Raw genomic sequence first — 20,236 nt, forward strand, 5'->3', positions numbered from 1 at the left:
TCTTTTACATTCTTTTGACACTTTTGAATCGCGTCTCGATGTAGGTTTGCTTCAAAACAAATCATTATGCAAAAATTACTTTTTACCTTCATCATGCTCATCTGTATTTCTGTTGTTGGGCAAAATCAAAAAACGTATCAGTTAGACAGTCAAGAAAGTTTTATTAAATGGATTGGCAAATACTCCTTTCTATTTAGTGAACATACAGGAACTGTTAAATTTAAAGGGGGAATATTATACACTGCAGACGGAAATATCACTGGAGGAAGCTTTACTATTGATATGACCACAATCACTAATAAAGAATATGAAGAAGGCTTTGGCCCTGTTGAACATCTTAGAAATGAAGATTTCTTTGATGTCAATAAATACCCAGAAGCTAAATTAGTAATTACAAATGTGACTTTTTTCTCTGAAGAAAATCGACATAAAATGTTAGGTGACCTCACGATAAAAGGAATTACAAAACCAGTTGAGTTTTGGCCAGAAGTTTACCCCGAGCAACAGAAAATGTATGTTCAACTGAAAATTGATAGAACCCGCTGGGGCATTGTTCATAATAATGAGGTTAAAGAACATGCTATTTCCGAAGCTATCGAACTTTATGTTACTTTACAATTCTAAATCAATACAATATGAAAACGTTATTAACTTCTATCTTATTTCTAATCATAGCCACAACTACATTGAGCCAAGAAGAAGCCACTTCGCGACTCATGGTGGCAGATTCTAGCTGGGGCATAGAGAAATTTAAAGTGCCAACAGGCTTTGCGCAAGAAATGACGTATCACGGATTTGAAGAAGCGTTCTTTCCTAAAGGTTGGGGAACGGTAGATAGTCCAGAATTCTGGTCGTATATTTTTACTTGGTCTGTTGCAGCAGACGCTCCCATTACCACTACCGATTTCGAGAACAACTTAGCATTGTACTTTGACGGATTACTCAATATTTCACAAAAAGACACAACCGTCACTAAGCTTCCATCTACAGTGCTCCTTGTAAATACAGACAACGGCAAGACGTCTTCTAATTTCGTAGGTAAACTACGTATTTTTGACCGTTTCCGAACAAATAAAATGATAACCCTAAATGTATTGGTAGAACAGCAGTATTGCGAAAAAGAAAAACGATCTATTAGTGTATTTAGGTTTTCTCCAAAGGCGTTAGAACATGAAGTTTGGACAAAACTTAAAAGTGTCACCCTACGCGAAGAGGTTTGCCAAATCAATTAAATGCGTAGGTAATATTGTGTTGCTATTTCAGCAAAATCATTTTAAAAATTTACGGAAAGTGTTTGATTGAATTTGGTATATTACAACTCAAATCAATTGAATGAAACCCATTACCCTACAAGAAATAGCAGATACACTAGGCATTTCGGTGTCAACAGCTTCAAAGGCATTAAAAAATTATCCAGACGTTAGTGAGGAGACCAAAACATTGGTAAAAGAACTTGCTGCCACTATGAATTATATGCCTAATTCATTTGCAGTCAATTTAAGAACCAAAGAATCTAAAACTATTGGACTTATAATTCCAGAGATAGTACACTATTTTTTCTCTAACGTAATTAAAGGTATTATCTATCAAGCTGAGAAAAAGGGATATTTAATAATTACATTACAGTCTAACGAATCATACCAATTAGAAAAGAAGCAAATAGAATTATTACTTAGCAAGAATGTAGATGGCATTTTAATTTCTCTAGCAAATGAAACAGCAGATGTTGAGCATCTTAAAACAATAATTGAACATAATAAGCCGCTGGTAATGTTCGATAGAATTGCGAAAAAAATAAACTGTTCAAAAGTTGTAATCAACGACAAGAAGGCTGGCTACACTGCTACAGAGCATCTTATTGAAAGTGGTTGTAAACGTATTGCCCATTTTAGAGGTCCGTTATTACCACAAAATGCTATAGATAGGTTTCAAGGGTATAAACAGGCCCTTAAAAAACACAACTTAACTTTCGACCCAGCATTGGTGTATACTTGTAATGATATGTCTTTTGAAGAGGGCACCTATTTTGCTAAAAAGCTAATTCAGGAGCATAAGGATGTAGATGGTTTATTTGTAAGCTCAGATCTTATAGCAATTGGTGCCATTACAGAATTAAAAAAGCAAGGCTTTTTAATTCCAGAAGACATTGCTGTAGTTGGTTTTAGCAATTGGTTTATGTCTTCGGCTGTAACACCTACTCTAACTACAATAGACCAGCCAGGCTTTGAAATGGGTAAGGCAGCATTCAAGCAAATTTTTAAAGAATTGAATTTCAGAAAAAAGAAGGAAACCTATACGCCAAAAGTTATTAAACTTAAAACCGCTCTAGTAAAAAGAGATTCCACTCCTTAAAACACTACCGCTAAATTCCTACCTCATTTTTTAAAGCATCTAATAGTTTCCTTAGCTCGATTAGCCTATTCTCTGCTTCATTCCCAGGTAGCTGATCTGCACGCCCGGTCATGTTTAACAAATACGATATTTGCGAGAGCAGCATTTGTTGTGGGTAAGCACCTTCGTCGTTCTTTAATGTACTTAAAGCTGTTTCAAACTTCAAAATAGACCCAGCATTTGGACTTGCATTGTTTTCCGTTAGTTCTTCTAATCGCTGTTCTATAGTTACTTGTAACTTTTTTGCCTCTGAAAGTAAATCGATTACATTATTTTGAAACACTAGTTGTCTCTGTATGGTTTCTTCGGAAACTCCCTGCGCTTTCAACCTTGGGTCTATAACAATTGTAAATGGCTGTTCTAAGGTTTCACTTCCCACAGTTAGTCTTGCAATGTAAGTTCCTGGTGCCACCATTGGGCCTCTTTTATACCGTCTATTTATATTCTCATCCCACGCCCCCTTTTGTTTTAAATCCCAAGCAAAACGATGTAATCCTGGCTTGTCACTTAACTTCTCATCTGTATACCTAAATATCTGACTCAGTGCCATATCTTCGACTTCAGTTACTTTTGTCATTCCTTCTTCTTCCTCTTCAGCTTCTTCTTCATTAGAAATACCATCCAAATCATTCTCATTGATGGCTGCTGCAAGCTTTACAAAGGTGCTATCACTTAAAATTGTGGTAACATTTCGTCTACTTTCATCTAAAATTTCTAACTGAATTGCACCACTAAACCCTTTCGGAATAAAATAATCTATATCCACATGGGTAGTCGGGTATTGCAAATTAGCAGTCCCTCGAATGGTAGGATATCTGTATCGAACCGTTGTGTCTGGCGCAAATAACTTTGGAGAGGCACTTAAAGTTGTGATACCTTTTTGTTGTAATGCCGAAATATTATCTAATATCCAAAAGCCTCGTCCCATCGTACTAAGCACCATATCACCACGGTGGGTTTTAAGATCTGTAATGGGCGTTACGGGTAAATTTTGCTGAAAAGATCTCCAAGTAAGCCCATCGTTAAATGAAACAAAAACTCCAAACTCGGTTCCTGCATATAGTAAACCTTCTCGTACTGGATCTTCACGTACTACCCGAGCTGTATAATCTTCTGGGATTCCATTTTTGCCTGTACTTAGCAATTGCCAAGAGGTTCCGTAATCTTCTGTTTTATAAATATATGGTGTAGTGTCTCCCAATAAATGTCTGTCTACTGCAATGTATGCTTTCGCCGGATTGTATTGCGATGGCTCTACAGATTCTACTCTACCTCCCTTCGGTAAGTTTGCTGGGGTTACATCATTCCATGTTTTGCCGCCGTCTTTTGTAACCCAAACTGGCCCATCGTTAGCTCCCGTCCAAATAAGGCCCTCCACGAGTTTAGATTCTCTAATAGAATACAACGTACTATAATACTCTTCACCTGTAATATCTCGTGTTATCGGACTCCCAGAAGGCATCTGTTTATCTGCTTCAAAGGCAGTTAGATCCTGAGAAATAGTTTCCCACGTTTGTCCGCCATCTATTGTTTTATGTAAATACTGTGACCCGTGATAAACAACATTTGGATTGTGAGGCGATACATGAATTGGAGCCACACGTTGAAAACGATATGCTAGATCTTTTGGATTGTGCCCGTAAATATTAGACGCCCCAACATAGTAGCCTTGTTCGGTACCGGTTCGCTTATCGAACACACTAAACCTACCTTTGCAATTGGCATATACGATATTATGATCTCCTGGTTTTGGTACTGCTGGCCCCGTTTCGCAGCCTCCTGTATTTATAATCCATCCTTTTTCTGGGTTTTGTATAGAGTTTGGGGGAAAACTAGGTACAGCTATGGTAGTAGAGTTGTCCTGTTGCCCACCGTACAACCAATACGGATATTGGTCATCAACTTCTACCTGATAAATCTCTGCGGTGGGTTGATTAAATTGTGTAGACCAGGTTTTACCTCCATTATGACTAACATTAGCCCCACCATCGTTTGCTTGTATTAAAAGGTCTGGATTATTCGGATTTAACCAAATATCATGATTATCGCCATGTGGCACTTTAAAGAATGTCCAGGTTTTACCTCCATCTGTAGATTTTAATCCTGGGTTTGCCATAGAAAATACAATGTTGGCGTTTGTTGGGTCTACCTCTATATTCGTGTAGTAAAAAGGTCTGTTCACTAATCTAACGTCGCTAGAAATTTGCGTAAACGATTTTCCTTCATTTTCAGATTTATACAACCCTCGTTCTTCTCCTTCGGCTTCTATTACTGCATATAACACTTTTTTATCTGCAGGAGACACAGCAAGATCTATTTTACCAATAAGTCCTTTTGGCAACCCATTTTGCAATTTTTCCCAAGTTTTTCCGCCATTTTTAGACTTATAGATACCTCCTTCTTCATTCGTTCCTCCCGAAATGATAGTCCACGGTTTACGCTGGGCTTTCCATGCCGCAGCATAAATAACGTCATTATCTCCTGGTTGAATCTCAATATCTGAAAAGCCCGTTGCTTCTGAAATATAAAGTATTTGCTTCCACGTTATTCCTCCGTCTTCAGTTTTATAAATCCCACGGTCTTTTGTGTTTTTAAAGGCATTTCCTATAGCAGCAACATACACTGTATTTGAGTCTTTAGGATCTATTTCTACCGCACCAATTTGTCCAACATCTTTTAAACCAATATGCTTCCAGGTTGTTCCTCCATTAACCGATTTGTACATTCCTTTTCCGCTAATCACATTACTTCGTAGTCCGTCTGAACCTGTCCCTACATATACAATATTCGAGTTTTTAGGGGCAACCTCTATAGCTCCAATAGATGGGGTTGCGAAAAACCCGTCAGATACGTTATTCCATGTGGTGCCATAATCCTCAGATTTCCATACGCCACCGCCCGTTGCACCTAGAAAAAATGTGCCAGGAATATCAGTAATACCTGTTACCGTAGTTACCCGACCGCCTCGTATAGGACCAACATTTCTATATTGAAATGCATCAAATTCTTGTGCAAGTGTAACCGAAGTGATAAGTGCAATTATTGAAAATTGTAGGCGCTTGGCAAATGTTTTCATAGAATAGTGATTAGTTCAGCTATAAATTTAAGGAAATTACCGTTCTAGATAAACCGAAGTCTTTTAATTAACAAAATCTACTAACGTCCTTCGACTATTCATCATCGCAGGTTGCCGTAAATAAACTACCGCTTTGTACAAGTACAGCACTACTATCTAGCATAAATGCTACTAACTTAGTGAATGGTTTTTGCCCTAGCGTGGTTGGTACAGCTTCATAAGGAAAGAATTCACTCTCGGGTGTTAAGTTATCTGGCAATAATTTGTTGTTAATGTACCTATCTAAAAATAATACATCTTCATTATTCATTGCATCAAGCGACCCCTTTTCAAGTCCTTTACTAGCGCCTTCAAAGTATAGTAATTCATTCTCTACGCTAGCCGAAAAGTTTATAGGGGTAGTATATTCGTCACGAAGGTTAAAAAGTAGAAAATCGTTATACTCCCCTAAATTACTAAATTGATATACAGGAAGTTCTATTTCCGAAGCAACATTTTTATAAGGGATATTGGCAGCAAAAAGATCCTGAACTGGCGTTAGAATTTTTAAAATATAAGGATATCCAAAACAATTGGCGTTAGTGTTAAAGACTTGTTTAATAGGGATCACATCTGCCTTTGTAAACCCTACTGCTACCCCGTCATTTTCTTTTATTGAAAACCTTATTTGAATGGTATCTTTTAGTTGGAGGTTATTTCGGCCATACAACACATATTTTGGTTCAATTTTATTTTTAAAAAGAATAACATCCTTTTCTTGTTTCCAAGTTCCAGTCATTATTCCTCCAAAATAGGTTGCAGCAAATGTGCCATCTGGTAGAACGTAATAAGAAACACCACCTTCAGGGCTATTGCCACGGTCGTAGTAGACTCCAGCAACATCTTGCGCAGCAGCACCAGTTGAAACTATTAGAAATACCGCTACCCACAACTCCTTCGAGTATATTTTAAAAACCATAGCAAATTGTATCATTAGCTAAAAATAGGACTTTTATTCAGACTTAGATACATACAGCAAAACATCTAGCAGACACAAAATTAATAGTGCTATATGAGATGAAGCAGTACATAGCGTCCAAACTTTCTTAGGCCTCAATTTTAACTTTTACGAATCACGATTACTTGGATTTTTCAATAACTTTAGACATCCATCAAAAACATAACTATGAAATCACGTTACACTCTTTTTATTATTAGTTTCTTTTTACTTTTTAGTACTTCGGAAATTTCCGCGCAGCGAACTAAAAAAACGCAGAAAACCAGCACTTCTTTACTAGATTCTGTGTTAAGTGGCTTAAAATTTCGAAGTATCGGTCCCGCATTTATGAGTGGCCGAATTTCTGATGTGGTGATACACCCAACCAATGAAAATATATGGTATGTCGCTGTTGGCTCTGGAGGCGTTTGGAAAACAACCAACGCAGGAACTACCTGGCAACCAATTTTCGACGATCAACCTACCTACTCTATTGGTGCCGTTACTTTAGATCCTAATACTCCTAGCATTGTTTGGGTAGGCTCTGGCGAGGATAGTGGTGGTAGACATGTTGGCTACGGCGATGGCGTTTATAAAAGTACAGATGGTGGAGCAACATGGCAAAACATGGGTTTAAAAAATTCGGAACACATTTCTAGAGTTTTGGTACATCCAGAAAACAGTAACGTAGTTTGGGTAACTGCACAAGGCCCATTATGGAGCAAGGGTGGTGACCGTGGTCTTTACAAAACTACAGATGGTGGTAAAACTTGGAATAAAACCTTAGGCGACGATGAGTGGACAGGCGTAACAGATTTAGTAATGGATCCCAGAAATCCAGATAGAATGTACGCTGCAACATGGCAACGCCACAGAACCGTGGCTGCATATTTAGGTGGTGGACCCAACACAGGTCTTTATCGCAGTGATGATGGTGGAAATACTTGGACTCAATTAAAGACTGGATTACCAACTACTGCAATGGGCAAAACAGGTCTTGCTATTTCGCCTCAAAATCCAGATGTTTTGTACGCTGCCTTAGAAACAGATAGACGTACTGGAGGCGTGTATCGCTCTACTGATGGAGGTAGCTCTTGGAACAAAATGTCGAATACCGTTTCTGGAGGAACAGGCCCTCACTATTATCAAGAATTATATGCTTGTCCGCATCATGAGGGTAGGTTGTATTTAATGGACAATACCATGCAAATCTCTGAAGATGGCGGAAAATCGTTTTATAGAATGAACCGAAAAAACAAACACGGTGACAACCATGCCATTGCTTTTAAAAAAGATGATCCAAATTACGTGCTTGTTGGTACCGATGGCGGCTTATACGAGTCTTTCGATCTTACAAAAAGTTGGAAATACATAGAAAATCTGCCAGTAACTCAATTTTACAAAGTAGCTGTAGACGATGCAGCTCCGTTCTATAATATTTACGGAGGAACACAAGACAATAGCACTGAAGGAGGTCCTTCGCGTACAGATAACATACAGGGAATTCAGAATAGCGACTGGAAAGTAGTACTAAATTGGGATGGCCACCAACCTGCCACAGAACCTGGTAATCCCGATATACTGTATGCAGAACGACAAGAAGGAACACTTTCTAGAATTGATATGAGTACGGGTGAAGTTATAGACATTCAACCGCAAGCTGGTGCTAACGAAAAAACAGAACGATTTAATTGGGACGCCCCTATTTTGGTAAGTCCGCATATGCCTTCGACCATATATTTTGCTTCACAACGTGTTTGGAAATCTACAAACAGAGGGGATAGTTGGACGGCCATTTCGGGTGATCTTACTAAAAATCAAAATCGTGTAGAATTACCTATCATGGGCAAAAAGCAATCATGGGATGGTGCCTGGGACGTTTATGCGATGTCTAATTATAACACCATCACTTCACTAGCAGAATCGCCTAAACAAAAAGGACTTTTATATGCTGGAACAGATGATGGAACTATACAAGTATCTGAAAATGATGGAGATTCATGGCGTAGTATTAATGTAAGTAGTATGCCGGGTGTGCCCAATACTGCTTTTGTAAACGACATAAAAGCAGACATGTTTGATTCAAATACAGTTTATGTAGCACTTGATAACCATAAGTATGGCGACTTTACTCCATATGTATACAAAAGCAGCGACAAAGGGCGTACATGGACTTCTCTGGTAAACAATATACCCGATAGAACTTTGGTTTGGCGAATTGTACAAGATCATGTAAGACCTGATTTGCTCTTTTTAGCCACCGAATTTGGAATTTACACCACTGTAAATGGCGGGAAACACTGGACAAAACTTACGGGTGGTGTTCCAACAATTTCGTTTAGAGATTTAGCTATTCAGCGTAGAGAAAATGATTTGGTAGGAGCTTCGTTTGGAAGAGGTTTTTATATTTTAGACGACTATACTGCATTACGAACGATTTCCGAAGAAAGTTTACAAAAAGAAGCTGTCATTTATCCAATACGAGACGCTTGGTGGTATATTCCGAGATCTCATTTAAGCTTTGATGCGGGCAAAGGAAGTCAGGGAGATAATCACTTTGTAGCACCAAACCCAGATTTTGGAGCCACTTTCACTTACTATGTACGAGACAGATACACCACAGAAAAACAAAAGAGGCAAGAAAAAGAAAAGAAAATGACGGACACTAATGTTCCGTTTAATGGCTGGGAATCGCTTGAAGAAGAATTATTTGAAACTGCGCCTATGCTTACATTTTCGGTTACCGATAGTAAAGGTAATGTAGTGAGAAACTTAAGCACTCCGGCAAAAAAGGGAATTCATAGAATTACTTGGGATTTAAGGTATGCCTCACCCTTTCCTGTAACACCCACCATGAAGTCTGAAGAATTGCCATCTGGTTTTTTAGCGCCAACTGGAACTTATGAAGTTACCATGTATCTAACCGAGAAAGGGACTACAAGAGCTATTTCTGAAGCAGTTCCATTTACAGTAAAACCATTACGTAAAGGCGCACTACCAGGAGCCTCACCTCAAAAAGTTTCCGAATTTCTCAATGAGTTTGCTGCCGTGAGAAAAACAGCTACCAATTTTAATACAGATTTAGAGAAACAAATAAATCGTACCAAAGCATTGCAGTTGGCTATGCAACAAAGTACGATGAAACCAGGTGCCCTAACTAATCAGTTAGCAAAAGCACTACAAGATTTACAACAATTAAAATCTGAGGTTTCTGGAAATTTAGCCAAAAACGAAATCGGTGAAAAAGGACATCCACTTTTAGAAGATCGCATGTTTGCTATTTATAGAGGTATTGAAAAGTCTACATACGGACCAACAAAAACCCATGAAAAACAGCTTTCCATTATAAAAAATCAGCTAACCAATCATGTTGCGACCTTACAAACTACTACAGAACTTTTAGATGTTATAGAACAGCAATTAACAAAGGCCGGAGCTCCTCCTATACGATATGAATAGGTGAAAATTTCAAATATTGATGTTGTATTGTATAAAGGAGACATTCACATTTATTTGATTGAATTTTAGACGAAATATTTACAAATGAAGTTTTAACTATAATTTAAGCTAAAGTTGTATTAAACCCTATGGTATTAGCGGGTTACGATTGTATTTTTGAGCTGTAATACAAACAATAAAACAACACAAACTATGAAAAGAAGTCAGAAAGCTGGATTAGCTGCACTAATAGGCGCAGGAATCGCTGGAGGATTGGCATATTGGAAATACAAAACCATGTCGCCAGAAGAGAAAGAACAACTAAAAAATCGTGTTAATAACGCTGGAAACAAATTAAAGAAAACGACAGCGGATATTGAAAGATCAATTAGTGATAAGTATGCTGAACTTAAAAACATGGCAAGCTAGTACTTCTTAAAAGGATAAAGAAAAACCCGCAATTAGCGGGTTTTTCTGTTTTATACAACTGTTAGTTTAGTATGGTTCCGTCTTCGGTAAACTCAATATCTAAATTTTTACCCTTCTGCTTAAATTCAACATCATAGAATATTCCTTTAGTAGCATGATCTACATGTTCTACTTCGGTAATTTCATATAAGAAGTATCGCTCTGAAATTATTTTCTTTATTGGGTCTGGGAGATTTTTTGTTTTAATACTGTTTTCCGTTTCAATCCAAGGGCCATTCGGACTAAAATCGGCACGGTATTTTTCTCCTTTCTTTTTAAAATGCGCCTCGTAGTTTCCATGAGCATCTATCTCCCACTTTGGGCTTTTTTCCTGAGGATACTTTTCCTCAAAGGCAGCTAGAACCACTTTTGGAACTTCTATATCTTTTTGCCCCTTCTTACCGTCTATATTCTGGCAACTTCCCGCTGTACTAACTAGTATCGCAATTAAAAAATAGAGTTGTTTTGTCATTGTATTTTATTTATTTCAAAAGTACAGATTACACAAAAACAAATATTCCAACAAAGTCTTAAAATATAGATGAAACCTTAATAAATTATTATATTCGTCCCTTAAATTTAGACCATGCAAAAAAGAATCGTTCCCATTATCATTTTCGCATTATTAGCACTACAAGCTGTTGCACAAAAGCATTCCATTGAAATTGAAGAAGAAAAAACGAAAAACCGAATTAATTTCTACGCGATTAATGAGAATCTAATTGATTTAGACGTGGTTGTAACCGTTACAGGTACTGGGTTTAAGCAACGTGGCGGTGCAGAGCGCCCAATACGAGTGCCAGCAACATCTCGTGTTAAGGTAAAGAGCGTTATAATTGAGCGAGGTAAGTATCCTATTTATGAATACACCGTGTCCACTAACGATAGCTTATCTAGACGCGTACTTCGTCCAGAATTCGAAAAAATTAAAATAGATCCTCCGGCACCTATCCTTTTGTATAGCACAAACAATTGCATGCGATGTGATACCCTAACCAAATCTCTTGCTGTAAGTCCGTATCGATTTAAAACGATGCATCTTCCTGAAAAACCTGAGGTTGCGAAAGTAATTAAGCGCGCCCTACCTTCTTTAGACACAATATCGGCTCCAATATTTAGCCTCGGTGGTGCTTTGTACACAGATATCCTAACGTACGACGAGCTCATAGAACGATTGTACGAAAAGAAGGACGAAGAGTAAAATACTTTAATGTTTTCTTCGGAAATATCTGAATTTTGTTATTTTTTTTACTTCTGAATATCAAATAGTTATACCTTGTTTGGTGTAATGAAAAGAATTTTGGCACGCTCATTGGATTTACCCTATCATAGTAACCCATAAATTCTTTCATTATGATAGTCTTGAAAATTAAAATCCCAGTGAATTTGAAATTTTGGAATGAAAAATTAGTTGAATACGCAAAAGCAAGTAGTTATGCCATTCATAGATAATCATCATTCTTACCCCAGAAATTTCAATTGAAAATCCCTTACACTTTATATGTTAGGGATTTTTTCATTTTAATAAAGCGCAGGGTATTATTGGTATCTTTACGGAAACTTTAACTCTTGAAAGCCCTTGCATCCTAACAATATTCATAACGCCTCCTACCCTTTTACAGCATTAACTGAAGTTCATGCACCATTAAATGAATATGTTCATGTAAATACGTATGGTATAGAGACTATAAATTTTGCAGATCCTGAGGCAGTGCTTCACCTTAATAAAGCCCTTTTAAAACACTATTACAAACTAGCAGATTGGAACATCCCGGAAGGCTACCTCTGCCCTCCCATTCCGTCGAGAGCAGATTATTTACATTACTTAAACGATTTGCTTAAAAGAACATTTCCGAAGCAAAAAACACGACACATCTTAGACATAGGTACTGGAGCTAATTGCATATATCCGCTACTAGCTTACGCGCTATTTAACTGGACAGCTGTAGGGTGTGATATTGATCCCGTAGCAGTTCAAGCTGCCAAAGCAAATGTTGCTGCGACTAAAGAGTTTGCTACAGCATTAGAAATTAGACATCAAATAAACAACGCCAACATATTTGAAGGCATCATATTACCAGAAGAATTTTATCACGCAACAGTTTGCAACCCACCTTTTTACGGATCTGCAGAAGAGGCTAACAAGGTTGCGCTTAGAAAAATGAAACAACTACACCCAGAAAAGTCCATTTTAGAACTAGAACGAAATTTTAAAGGCAAGCCAAATGAGCTTTGGTGTAACGGCGGGGAAGCACTTTTCATTAAACGAATGATTAAACAAAGTGTTGGCTTTAAACAACAGGTTGGCTGGTTTACAACACTTGTTTCAAAGAGTGATAACTTGCCTAAGTTGTATAAGCTTATACAAAAACTGGGGGCGCAGCATGAAACCCTTCAAATGAAACACGGGTCAAAAATTACACGTGTATTAGCTTGGCGCTTTTAAATGAAATGACTTCAATTATTGTACTACTACCTTTTTTGTAGCTTGAAAACCATTAGTGTTTACAGTTACAAAATATAGCCCTGATGCTACTTTGGTGCCTTGACTAGATACGCTGTTCCAATCTATTTGTTGTGTTCCTTCAAGAACCTCGTTGCGCAATACAGCTACTTCTCTCCCAAGCATATCATACACCCCCACCTTAGTATCTCCAGCAGCTAAAAATGAAATAGTAGCATTTGTAGTGATAGGATTTGGACTTACTGTAAAGGAGGATTTAAATAAAGCTTCATCATCTAGTCCTAGAGTACCGTCTGGAGAGACACGGGTGTAGTATACATCTTCCCCGCCTGTAAATGTAGCGCACCATGCAATATGAGCATACTCATTGTCGCTCTTCATATCGAAATAATCACCCATTTTTTGCTGTACAGGATAGCCTATCTTAGGATCAAATGGTTCAGAAATTGGGGTGTTTTCAGACCAAGTATCTCCTTGATCTTCAGAAAACGAATAATACAATACAGAATCGAATCCGCCATCGGCATCTCGCGTATCAAGCCAAACCGCATCTATACGTCCGTTGGGTGCTACTGCCATAGTGCCAAACCATTGGTATGCCTCGTCTCCAGGATCTGTATTAATTCTTATGGGCGGAGAAAAGGTTGCACCTCCATCTGTACTTTTTGTAAACATAACATCGGCAGGATCGTTACTTGAAGCTCTTTCTACAGAAGCCAAAACATATACGTTATCACGTCCGGGGCCTGCACTAATGTCTACATCAATCCATGCCTGACCTTTTAGCCCTTGCGGGTTTATAGCATCTTGCACCCCAAGGCTACCGTCGAGGTCTATTAATACAGGGGGCTCAAAAGTAACAGGGCTTCCGGCATCATTCGCATCTGTAGATTTAATTACAAACAAATCTCCGTTAAAAGCAGATGTTGTTCCCACTAAATATAGATTTGCGTCTGCATCTACTGCAAGCGTTCCCCAAAACGGATTTCCGGGTACATTTTCACAGGTTTCAAAACTCATGGCATCGTCTGTAGATCGAGTAAAAGCCCCTGGACACGTTGAGAATGACTGGTTCCAATACGAATAGTTATGCCCAGAACTTGGGCCGCCTGTACGATCTATACGCATCCATTGTTTATCTCCTCCGTTAGCAGGCACAGGTGGCTCCCACACTACCCCACCATCACGAATTGCGAAAACGTCACACTCAAAATTACCTTGTAGACTGTTGTAATAAAAATTACCCGCATTGTCAAAATCTAACACAGGATCTGATCTAAAGAGTCCTGGATCTAACACTCCAGGGAATATCCAATCATAACCGCCATTGGTAGAAAATCCGTAGCCTGCTTGTCTAAAATCACTGCTAATATCATCAAATTGTCTCCAGCCAACTACCATTCTATTAGGATTCGTAGGATCTACTGCTAAAGAAGGTTCATTAGCTGCATCTCCCACAATGTTATTTCCTAAGTCATCTACATTCACTTGTTTGGTAAAAAAATTAGGTGCTATAAACTCGTACGCTGGCGAGGTATCCATACTTTCTCTATCCACAAATTCATAAGGCATGTTAATCACTTCTTGCGGAAGTTGCTTTTTAGAATTTCCATTAGACTTCTGAGCAAGAGTGTTGTAATGTAAACAACAGAGAACAATAGTTAGGGGTAGAAAATGTTTCATGGCTATAATTTTTTATGTTTTCAATTTACAACAATATGAGTAATTCAAGCATGGTCATTTATAAATTGCGAGCTATAGTTTGTAGCAAATCAAGCAGTTCTGAACTACTTAATGCAAGAATGTGGCACTTTTCTTGAAGTTCTTTAAGCTCATCTAAAACCTTCAACGTATGAAATCTTCAAGAACCATGGCTACCATTAATGCAGGAAGTATGGCAGATATAGCCTTTTTATTACTGCTTTTCTTTTTAGTGTCTACTACAATTTCTCAAGAAAAAGGCATTGTTAGAAAGCTACCCGAACGCTGCTTAACTGATGATTGTACGGCACATGTTGCTGAAAGAAACATCTTGCGTATTACCTTAAATGAAGAAGGCACACTCATGGTACAGAACGAGATTTTACCTATAAGCCAGCTCAAAAATGTAGTGCAACTGTTTATTGATAATAACGGCAGTAATTCCTGCTTATACTGCACGGGAGCCAAAGACGTAGCTTCGTCAGACCATCCTTCTAAAGCGGTTATTTCAATAAGCACACACAGATTAGCGCCTTATAAAAGCTATATCGCTATACAAGATGAATTAACTTTAGCGTATAAAGAACTACGTACTCGTTATGCGGAAACTACCTTTAATAAAGCAATTACTACTTTAACTACACTCGAGGAAAAAGAAACGCAAAAGGCATATCCGTTTACAGTTTCTGAAATTACCTTAAAAAAATAATCGCTATTTCTTGTCTTCCTTCTTAGCTTGTTTTGGAGGCATGGGACCACGCAGATGTACGATAAGTCCGTTTAAGAAATTTCGAAGAAATTGATCGCCGCATTCCATGAATTTCGGGTGGTCTGGATTTCTATATATAGCATTTATCTCACTTTTTGTAACGTTAAAATCAACCAGCTTACAAATTGCTACAATTTCATCATCGCGTAACTTGTGTGCGACCCGCAATTTTTTCATGATATCGTTATTGGTAAGTGCCATTGTTTAAATTTTCAGCAAAAATACTTGAAAATTAAATAGGGTGACGATTTCCGAAGAATTATTAGGTTTGTAAACTTTTATGACCAAAACCACGCAACATAACTATTTTAAACTGTTTAAACCATATAAGTATGTAAGCCAGTTTATTACGAATGACTCTAAAGCAAAGCGCAAACGGTTTTTAGGCAGCTTATATCCATTTCCTGAAGGTACTATGGCTGTTGGAAGGTTAGATGAAACCAGTGAAGGGCTGCTGCTATTAACCACCGATGGCGCTTTTAGCAATCGAATTAACAGCGCGGGCATTGAGAAGGAATACTACGCACAAGTAGATGGAATAGCCACAGATGCAGCAATACAACAACTAGAACAAGGTGTTGAAATAAGCATTCATGGTAAGCCCTATACAACAAAGCCCTGCATTGTGCATCGAATAGATGAGCCCCAGCTTCCAGAACGCGGACAAAAAATTAGAGATGCCAGACACGGACCAACAACTTGGCTTAGTATTACGGTTACTGAAGGAAAATTTAGACAGGTTCGAAAAATGACCGCAGTTGTTGGTTTTCCTACGCTTCGTCTAGTACGTTTTCGCATTGGCAAAGAAACCATAGAAAACATGAAAGCGGGTCAGGCACTTCGTATTACTACTAATGTATAATTGTTTTGCAACAGAACTATCTATCTTCTTCCGTAAGAGAAAAGAAAGTGTTTATGGGTTTCTCAAATACTTCGGAAAGCTTTAAGGCTAATACTGTAGAAGGCACATACCTATTGGCTTCAATAGAATTGATAGTCTGTCTAGAGACTCCTATGCGCTCTGCTAGTTCTCCTTGTGTAAGGTTTAAAATGGCTCGTTCTACTTTTAAAGAATTCTTCATTAATCTTTCTTTTTGATAAAATGAAAAAACATTAGGTATACAATAAGCATAAACCATAAAATTACAAAGTCTCCTAAATCTTGAAACAGCCCCTGCCCGTCGTCTATAATACTACTCGCGATAAAATTTACGATAGGCTGTACTAAAATATAAATAGCACTAAGCAAAAAAGTTAGCGAGAAAGCTTTAGCCCTCATGTGCTGCACTCGCTCATCTTCTACCTTCTCTTTAGACAACACTACTATAAATAAGGAAAGTAGAATGAGGCGTTTGAGAATATTTTTTAGTAGCTCTAAATCACCGTCAAAAAATTTAGTGGCCAGTATGGCAATCATAGAAACCCCAAACAGCCCCCAACCTATTTTCTTAGCAACATTAGGAAGTTTAAAATTGAGCAGCTTATGCAGGTTTTTCTCTTCACATTCTTGTATTGATTTCATAATTTTTAAAAGTATTAATTCTTGTAAGTTAACTTTCCAAAATAATAAGTTAACTTTACTATATGACAAATATACTTTACATTTTGAAATAAACAAAAATAGTACTCAAAAAAAAAGTATCTGATTATTCTTTAATTACAATAATGGTTGCTTTTTTACCGGTAAGAAGTATCCACTCTTTGGCAGAAACTATGCGCCCTTTGTCGTCGTACACCTGAAGTTCGGCAGTATTTGGACCGCTAGAGCCCTGGTTTAAGGCTTGAAAAACTATTTTATTGGGTCCTTTGTCTAAAGGCACATTAAATCCATCGAAACTTCCGTTTAATGTGACGTCTGATCGAACGACATCACCATTTAAGAAAATACGAATACGATCGCCATCTACAAACTCGTGGTCACGATACGCAATGTTTACATACACTGCTCCAACTCTAATCTCTCCTAAAAACTGATCGTTTCCAATACCATCTGCAGCGGCTTTATCTTTTACAAAAGCCTTTGGAGTACTTCCAGCATTATAGGTCTTTAACCCATCTCCTTTTTGCATGTCAAATTCTTCTGGGGTTTCTTTGCCTAAATTTGCATACTTATTTGGTGTATCTCTTGGGGTAAGGCTAGGTTTTTTTGAAGCGGGAAGTGTAATCCCTTGCGGATTTTCAGACGTTATATCTGTTGCTTCAATTTTAACCGAATTAGGAATATTCTTGTCAGGCTGCGCCAACCCACCTGTGTAGATTGCTAGCATAACTAAAATAAAAAGGATCCGTTTCATATATTGTTTTCAAAAAAGGTTCAAAAACTGCGCCAAAGATACTTAATCTTTAATCAATTGTTTCACAGTTTTTTTGCCATTCGTTTTGTCTGTAATAGTCAAAAAATAGAGGCCAGAGCTTAATTTGTCTACATCTGTAAGGATGATTTGATTTGTTTTTCTCTCTTCGGAAATCGTCAATTTTCTGCCCAATCCGTCGTATAAAGCAACATTAACTTCATTAGTTTCTGTACCCAATTGCACTGTAATCTTTTCGATAAACGGATTGGGAACTACTAAAATTTCCGAAGCATCTATATCTGAAACACCTAGAATTAACGATGTATAACCAACAATACTAAAGTCGTCGAAATAAAAACCATCTCCCGGAATAGCGCCATCATTAACTTGTCTAAACCTAAATTTTACTGCATTGGACTCCTTATAGGCAGAAAGGTTTAGTTTATAAATCGTCCAATCTTCACTTCGGTTAAATTGTTGAAGCGTTTCCCAGTCTACGCCATTATTAGGTGAGACTTGCAATTGCGCAATATCTGAACCAGGCAACGAATACTTGGCAGCAAACTGCACTCTTGGTGCAGGCACCTGTGTTAAATCGAATATCTCATTAAGTTCAAAGAAATTTTCTGTATCGTTTTCACCGTTTCCGTCGTTAGAATCTCCAAAACTCTGAATCCCGCTATAGCTATCGTCATTATTAATACCCCACATAATAGTTCCATTTCCACTTGCCGTCCAATTGGCAGCTGTTCCTTCTGCGTCATCGCTAAAAAGAACTTCGTTTTCTCCCAAAAAAACTGGGATTTCGATAGTTTCATTAGGAATTCCATCTTGTATTGTTTGTACTGTAATGGTAAAAAAACCATCCTCCATTTCTGGTAATATTTCAAACTGAAAAGGGATGGCGGCATTATCCTTTCGTTCTCTAGCCGGAATATCACCAAAAGTACTTGCCGTTGGTGCTATTACGTTTTGGTTATCGGTTTGAACAATTACACTTGTTGTGTTTGCCGTAGCTCCAACTCCTATATTTTTAATCTCCACAATTAATTGAAAAGGTTCGCCAGGGAGTACATCACCTAAGATTTCATGACTCTGCACATCTAAATATGCACCAGCAATATAGGTTTGAAACAAAAACGGACGAATATTTTCGGCTACTAAATCGAATATCGTACTTTCTGGTGGCCAAAACCCAGAACCGGCTATTTCTGGGGTCCAACCGTAGATTCCTTCAGAATGAAGATAATCTCTAGTTACACCGCATGATGTATATCCTAGCATTTGCGAGGTCACACCATATGAATAATCGTTAGCCGATAAAAAAGCCGATGCCCATTCTGAATAAATATCGAATGCTGGTGGCGACGTATCAAATCCATATGGCATGAGGTAAGTTCCCGCTGTAGAATGGGTTGAAAATGCAGTGTTGGCTTCTGTTTGCCCCAACAAATCTCGAATGGCAACACTTTCAGCTTCAGAGAATGCACTTGGACCGCGATAGATATTAGAACATGGGTTTGGACTCGAGCAACTATTATTGGTTGCATAGCCAAAACCATAATTTCTATTTAAATCTACACCAACACACCCGCCAGTGTCTGGTGTTCTGTTTTTACGCCACAAGCCACCTCCGTTAGGGTCTGTAGTCTCATTAAATACATACCCATCTGGATTTACAACAGGCACAAAGTAGATTTCGCGATTGTCTACTAAGAACTTTATCCCTGCATCGGTTTCATAATTTTCTAACAAGTAGAACATGTAGTTTATGGTAGTAGCCATAGAAAGTGGTTCTCTTGCATGGTGAAGCGCATCAAAATGAGCGGCTGGCTCTTCTTCATCAATATCTGGATTGTCACTAATTTTTACCATCCAGATATCACGTCCTTCAAACGTGGTACCAATACTTGTTTTAGCAGTGATTAGGTTTGGATATTCGGCTCTCATTTCATCGAGCTTTGCAACTACTTCGTCGTTCGTATAAAAACCACCCATACTTCCTAGGTCAAATCCGTTGGCAACAAATGCAGTCTTGGTAAGAATTGGGTTTTGAGCCCTATCGAGTAGCTGCTGCTCATTATAATAGGTCTTGTAGTTTGGTATTGTGACCTCTACATTGTAACCTAGGCTGTTTATGAGATTTAGCTCGTTTTGAGTCACAAAAAAACGAATTCCTTCCTGCCAATTACCTTGGTAGTGATCTATATCGAAGCCATTATCTGCGAGAGACTGCACGTCTTCTAGGCTGTTTAATTTGACACTAATTTCGCTATATATTTCTTGTTGTGCTTTGGTTTGAGCTACATTACATAGTATAATGGTAGCGACGAATAGCGTAGTTATTTTTTGTAGCATTATTTTTTATTCTTTTTTATGCGAAATAGCAACAACAAAAGTATGATAATTGGCAATACGATATAGATTAAAATATCTGCTGTATTAGACAAATCGATTGGCGGATTATCATCTGGCCCTGGAACTTCGGATGGAATTTGAGCATTGGTAGTCGTAAAAGCGACTAAAAACATACTTAAGAAACCATAAAATCTATTTTTCATAACGCTAATTTGACCTCAAAGTACCGAAATCTAGTAAAAAGTGCATTATTTTTAACAAAATAGTGTTAACAATTTGGAAATGTCAAATATAGATGTTA

19 protein-coding genes are annotated in these 20,236 nt (G+C 37.9%); 9 read left to right on the forward strand and 10 right to left on the reverse strand.

What is annotated here, in order from left to right; all coding sequences use genetic code 11:
* The first annotated feature begins 66 nt into the window (after positions 1 to 66).
* From G5B37_RS02240 to G5B37_RS02250, 3 genes are all read left to right on the forward strand, one after another.
* On the forward strand, positions 67 to 624 hold the full coding sequence (locus G5B37_RS02240) for a YceI family protein (RefSeq protein WP_164678429.1): 558 nt from the start codon (positions 67 to 69) through the stop codon (positions 622 to 624).
* Between the two features lie 11 nt (positions 625 to 635).
* Positions 636 to 1,232, forward strand: a complete 597-nt coding sequence (locus G5B37_RS02245) for a hypothetical protein (RefSeq protein WP_164678430.1) — start codon at positions 636 to 638, stop codon at positions 1,230 to 1,232.
* Positions 1,233 to 1,332: 100 nt separating this feature from the next.
* Positions 1,333 to 2,352, forward strand: a complete 1,020-nt coding sequence (locus G5B37_RS02250; protein ID WP_164678431.1) for a LacI family DNA-binding transcriptional regulator — start codon at positions 1,333 to 1,335, stop codon at positions 2,350 to 2,352.
* Positions 2,353 to 2,362: 10 nt separating this feature from the next.
* Here the strand turns inward: G5B37_RS02250 and G5B37_RS02255 are convergent, their stop codons facing one another.
* Positions 2,363 to 5,467 carry a WD40/YVTN/BNR-like repeat-containing protein gene (locus tag G5B37_RS02255; RefSeq protein ID WP_164678432.1) on the reverse strand — a complete coding sequence of 1,035 codons (3,105 nt, stop codon included), beginning with the start codon at positions 5,465 to 5,467 and terminating at the stop codon, positions 2,363 to 2,365.
* 94 nt (positions 5,468 to 5,561) lie between these two features.
* On the reverse strand, positions 5,562 to 6,425 hold the full coding sequence (locus tag G5B37_RS02260) for a hypothetical protein (protein WP_164678433.1): 864 nt from the start codon (positions 6,423 to 6,425) through the stop codon (positions 5,562 to 5,564).
* A 207-nt stretch (positions 6,426 to 6,632) separates the two neighbouring features.
* Between G5B37_RS02260 and G5B37_RS02265 the strand changes: the two genes are divergently transcribed.
* Together G5B37_RS02265 and G5B37_RS02270 are read left to right on the forward strand one after the other, a co-directional pair.
* Positions 6,633 to 9,902, forward strand: a complete 3,270-nt coding sequence (locus G5B37_RS02265; protein ID WP_164678434.1) for a VPS10 domain-containing protein — start codon at positions 6,633 to 6,635, stop codon at positions 9,900 to 9,902.
* A 192-nt stretch (positions 9,903 to 10,094) separates the two neighbouring features.
* Positions 10,095 to 10,310, forward strand: a complete 216-nt coding sequence (locus G5B37_RS02270; RefSeq protein ID WP_164678435.1) for a YtxH domain-containing protein — start codon at positions 10,095 to 10,097, stop codon at positions 10,308 to 10,310.
* A 61-nt stretch (positions 10,311 to 10,371) separates the two neighbouring features.
* Here G5B37_RS02270 and G5B37_RS02275 read toward each other — a convergent pair whose 3' ends face one another.
* Positions 10,372 to 10,821, reverse strand: a complete 450-nt coding sequence (locus G5B37_RS02275; protein ID WP_164678436.1) for a PepSY-like domain-containing protein — start codon at positions 10,819 to 10,821, stop codon at positions 10,372 to 10,374.
* Positions 10,822 to 10,935: 114 nt separating this feature from the next.
* Here G5B37_RS02275 and G5B37_RS02280 point away from each other — a divergent pair, with 114 nt between their 5' ends.
* Together G5B37_RS02280 and rlmF are read left to right on the forward strand one after the other, a co-directional pair.
* Positions 10,936 to 11,550: a hypothetical protein gene (locus tag G5B37_RS02280; RefSeq protein ID WP_164678437.1), complete on the forward strand. Its 615-nt coding sequence runs from the start codon at positions 10,936 to 10,938 to the stop codon at positions 11,548 to 11,550.
* Positions 11,551 to 11,928: 378 nt separating this feature from the next.
* Positions 11,929 to 12,795, forward strand: a complete 867-nt coding sequence (rlmF, locus tag G5B37_RS02285; protein WP_164678438.1) for a 23S rRNA (adenine(1618)-N(6))-methyltransferase RlmF — start codon at positions 11,929 to 11,931, stop codon at positions 12,793 to 12,795.
* A 15-nt stretch (positions 12,796 to 12,810) separates the two neighbouring features.
* Here the strand turns inward: rlmF and G5B37_RS02290 are convergent, their stop codons facing one another.
* Positions 12,811 to 14,496 (reverse strand): T9SS type A sorting domain-containing protein, encoded by a 1,686-nt coding sequence (locus tag G5B37_RS02290; RefSeq protein ID WP_164678439.1) that lies wholly within the window; start codon positions 14,494 to 14,496, stop codon positions 12,811 to 12,813.
* Between the two features lie 169 nt (positions 14,497 to 14,665).
* Between G5B37_RS02290 and G5B37_RS02295 the strand changes: the two genes are divergently transcribed.
* Positions 14,666 to 15,223 carry a biopolymer transporter ExbD gene (locus tag G5B37_RS02295; protein WP_164678440.1) on the forward strand — a complete coding sequence of 186 codons (558 nt, stop codon included), beginning with the start codon at positions 14,666 to 14,668 and terminating at the stop codon, positions 15,221 to 15,223.
* 3 nt (positions 15,224 to 15,226) lie between these two features.
* On the opposite strand, the gene G5B37_RS02300 is transcribed toward G5B37_RS02295, so the two are convergent.
* Positions 15,227 to 15,484, reverse strand: a complete 258-nt coding sequence (locus tag G5B37_RS02300) for a DUF1456 family protein (protein WP_164678441.1) — start codon at positions 15,482 to 15,484, stop codon at positions 15,227 to 15,229.
* A gap of 79 nt (positions 15,485 to 15,563) precedes the next feature.
* Between G5B37_RS02300 and G5B37_RS02305 the strand changes: the two genes are divergently transcribed.
* Positions 15,564 to 16,145 carry a pseudouridine synthase gene (locus G5B37_RS02305; protein WP_164678442.1) on the forward strand — a complete coding sequence of 194 codons (582 nt, stop codon included), beginning with the start codon at positions 15,564 to 15,566 and terminating at the stop codon, positions 16,143 to 16,145.
* 16 nt (positions 16,146 to 16,161) lie between these two features.
* Here G5B37_RS02305 and G5B37_RS02310 read toward each other — a convergent pair whose 3' ends face one another.
* From G5B37_RS02310 to G5B37_RS02330, 5 genes are all read right to left on the reverse strand, one after another.
* Positions 16,162 to 16,365, reverse strand: a complete 204-nt coding sequence (locus G5B37_RS02310) for a helix-turn-helix transcriptional regulator (protein ID WP_164678443.1) — start codon at positions 16,363 to 16,365, stop codon at positions 16,162 to 16,164.
* Complete coding sequence (locus G5B37_RS02315) at positions 16,365 to 16,805, reverse strand: hypothetical protein (RefSeq protein ID WP_164678444.1); 441 nt, start codon at positions 16,803 to 16,805, stop codon at positions 16,365 to 16,367. The genes G5B37_RS02310 and G5B37_RS02315 overlap by 1 nt, the downstream gene beginning before the upstream one ends.
* A 124-nt stretch (positions 16,806 to 16,929) precedes the next feature.
* The gene (locus G5B37_RS02320; RefSeq protein WP_164678445.1) at positions 16,930 to 17,577 is read right to left on the reverse strand and encodes a hypothetical protein; all 648 of its coding nucleotides are present in this window, start codon (positions 17,575 to 17,577) and stop codon (positions 16,930 to 16,932) included.
* A gap of 42 nt (positions 17,578 to 17,619) precedes the next feature.
* Entirely contained in the window at positions 17,620 to 19,935 is a 2,316-nt protein-coding gene (locus G5B37_RS02325) for a M14 family zinc carboxypeptidase (protein ID WP_164678446.1), read from the reverse strand.
* Positions 19,935 to 20,138, reverse strand: coding sequence for a hypothetical protein (locus G5B37_RS02330; protein WP_263649832.1), 204 nt, complete (start codon positions 20,136 to 20,138; stop codon positions 19,935 to 19,937). Before G5B37_RS02330 ends, G5B37_RS02325 begins: the two co-directional genes overlap by 1 nt.
* Between the last annotated feature and the right edge of the window lie 98 nt (positions 20,139 to 20,236).

It is taken from the genome of Rasiella rasia (assembly GCF_011044175.1).
GTDB classification, from domain to species: domain Bacteria; phylum Bacteroidota; class Bacteroidia; order Flavobacteriales; family Flavobacteriaceae; genus Marinirhabdus; species Marinirhabdus rasia.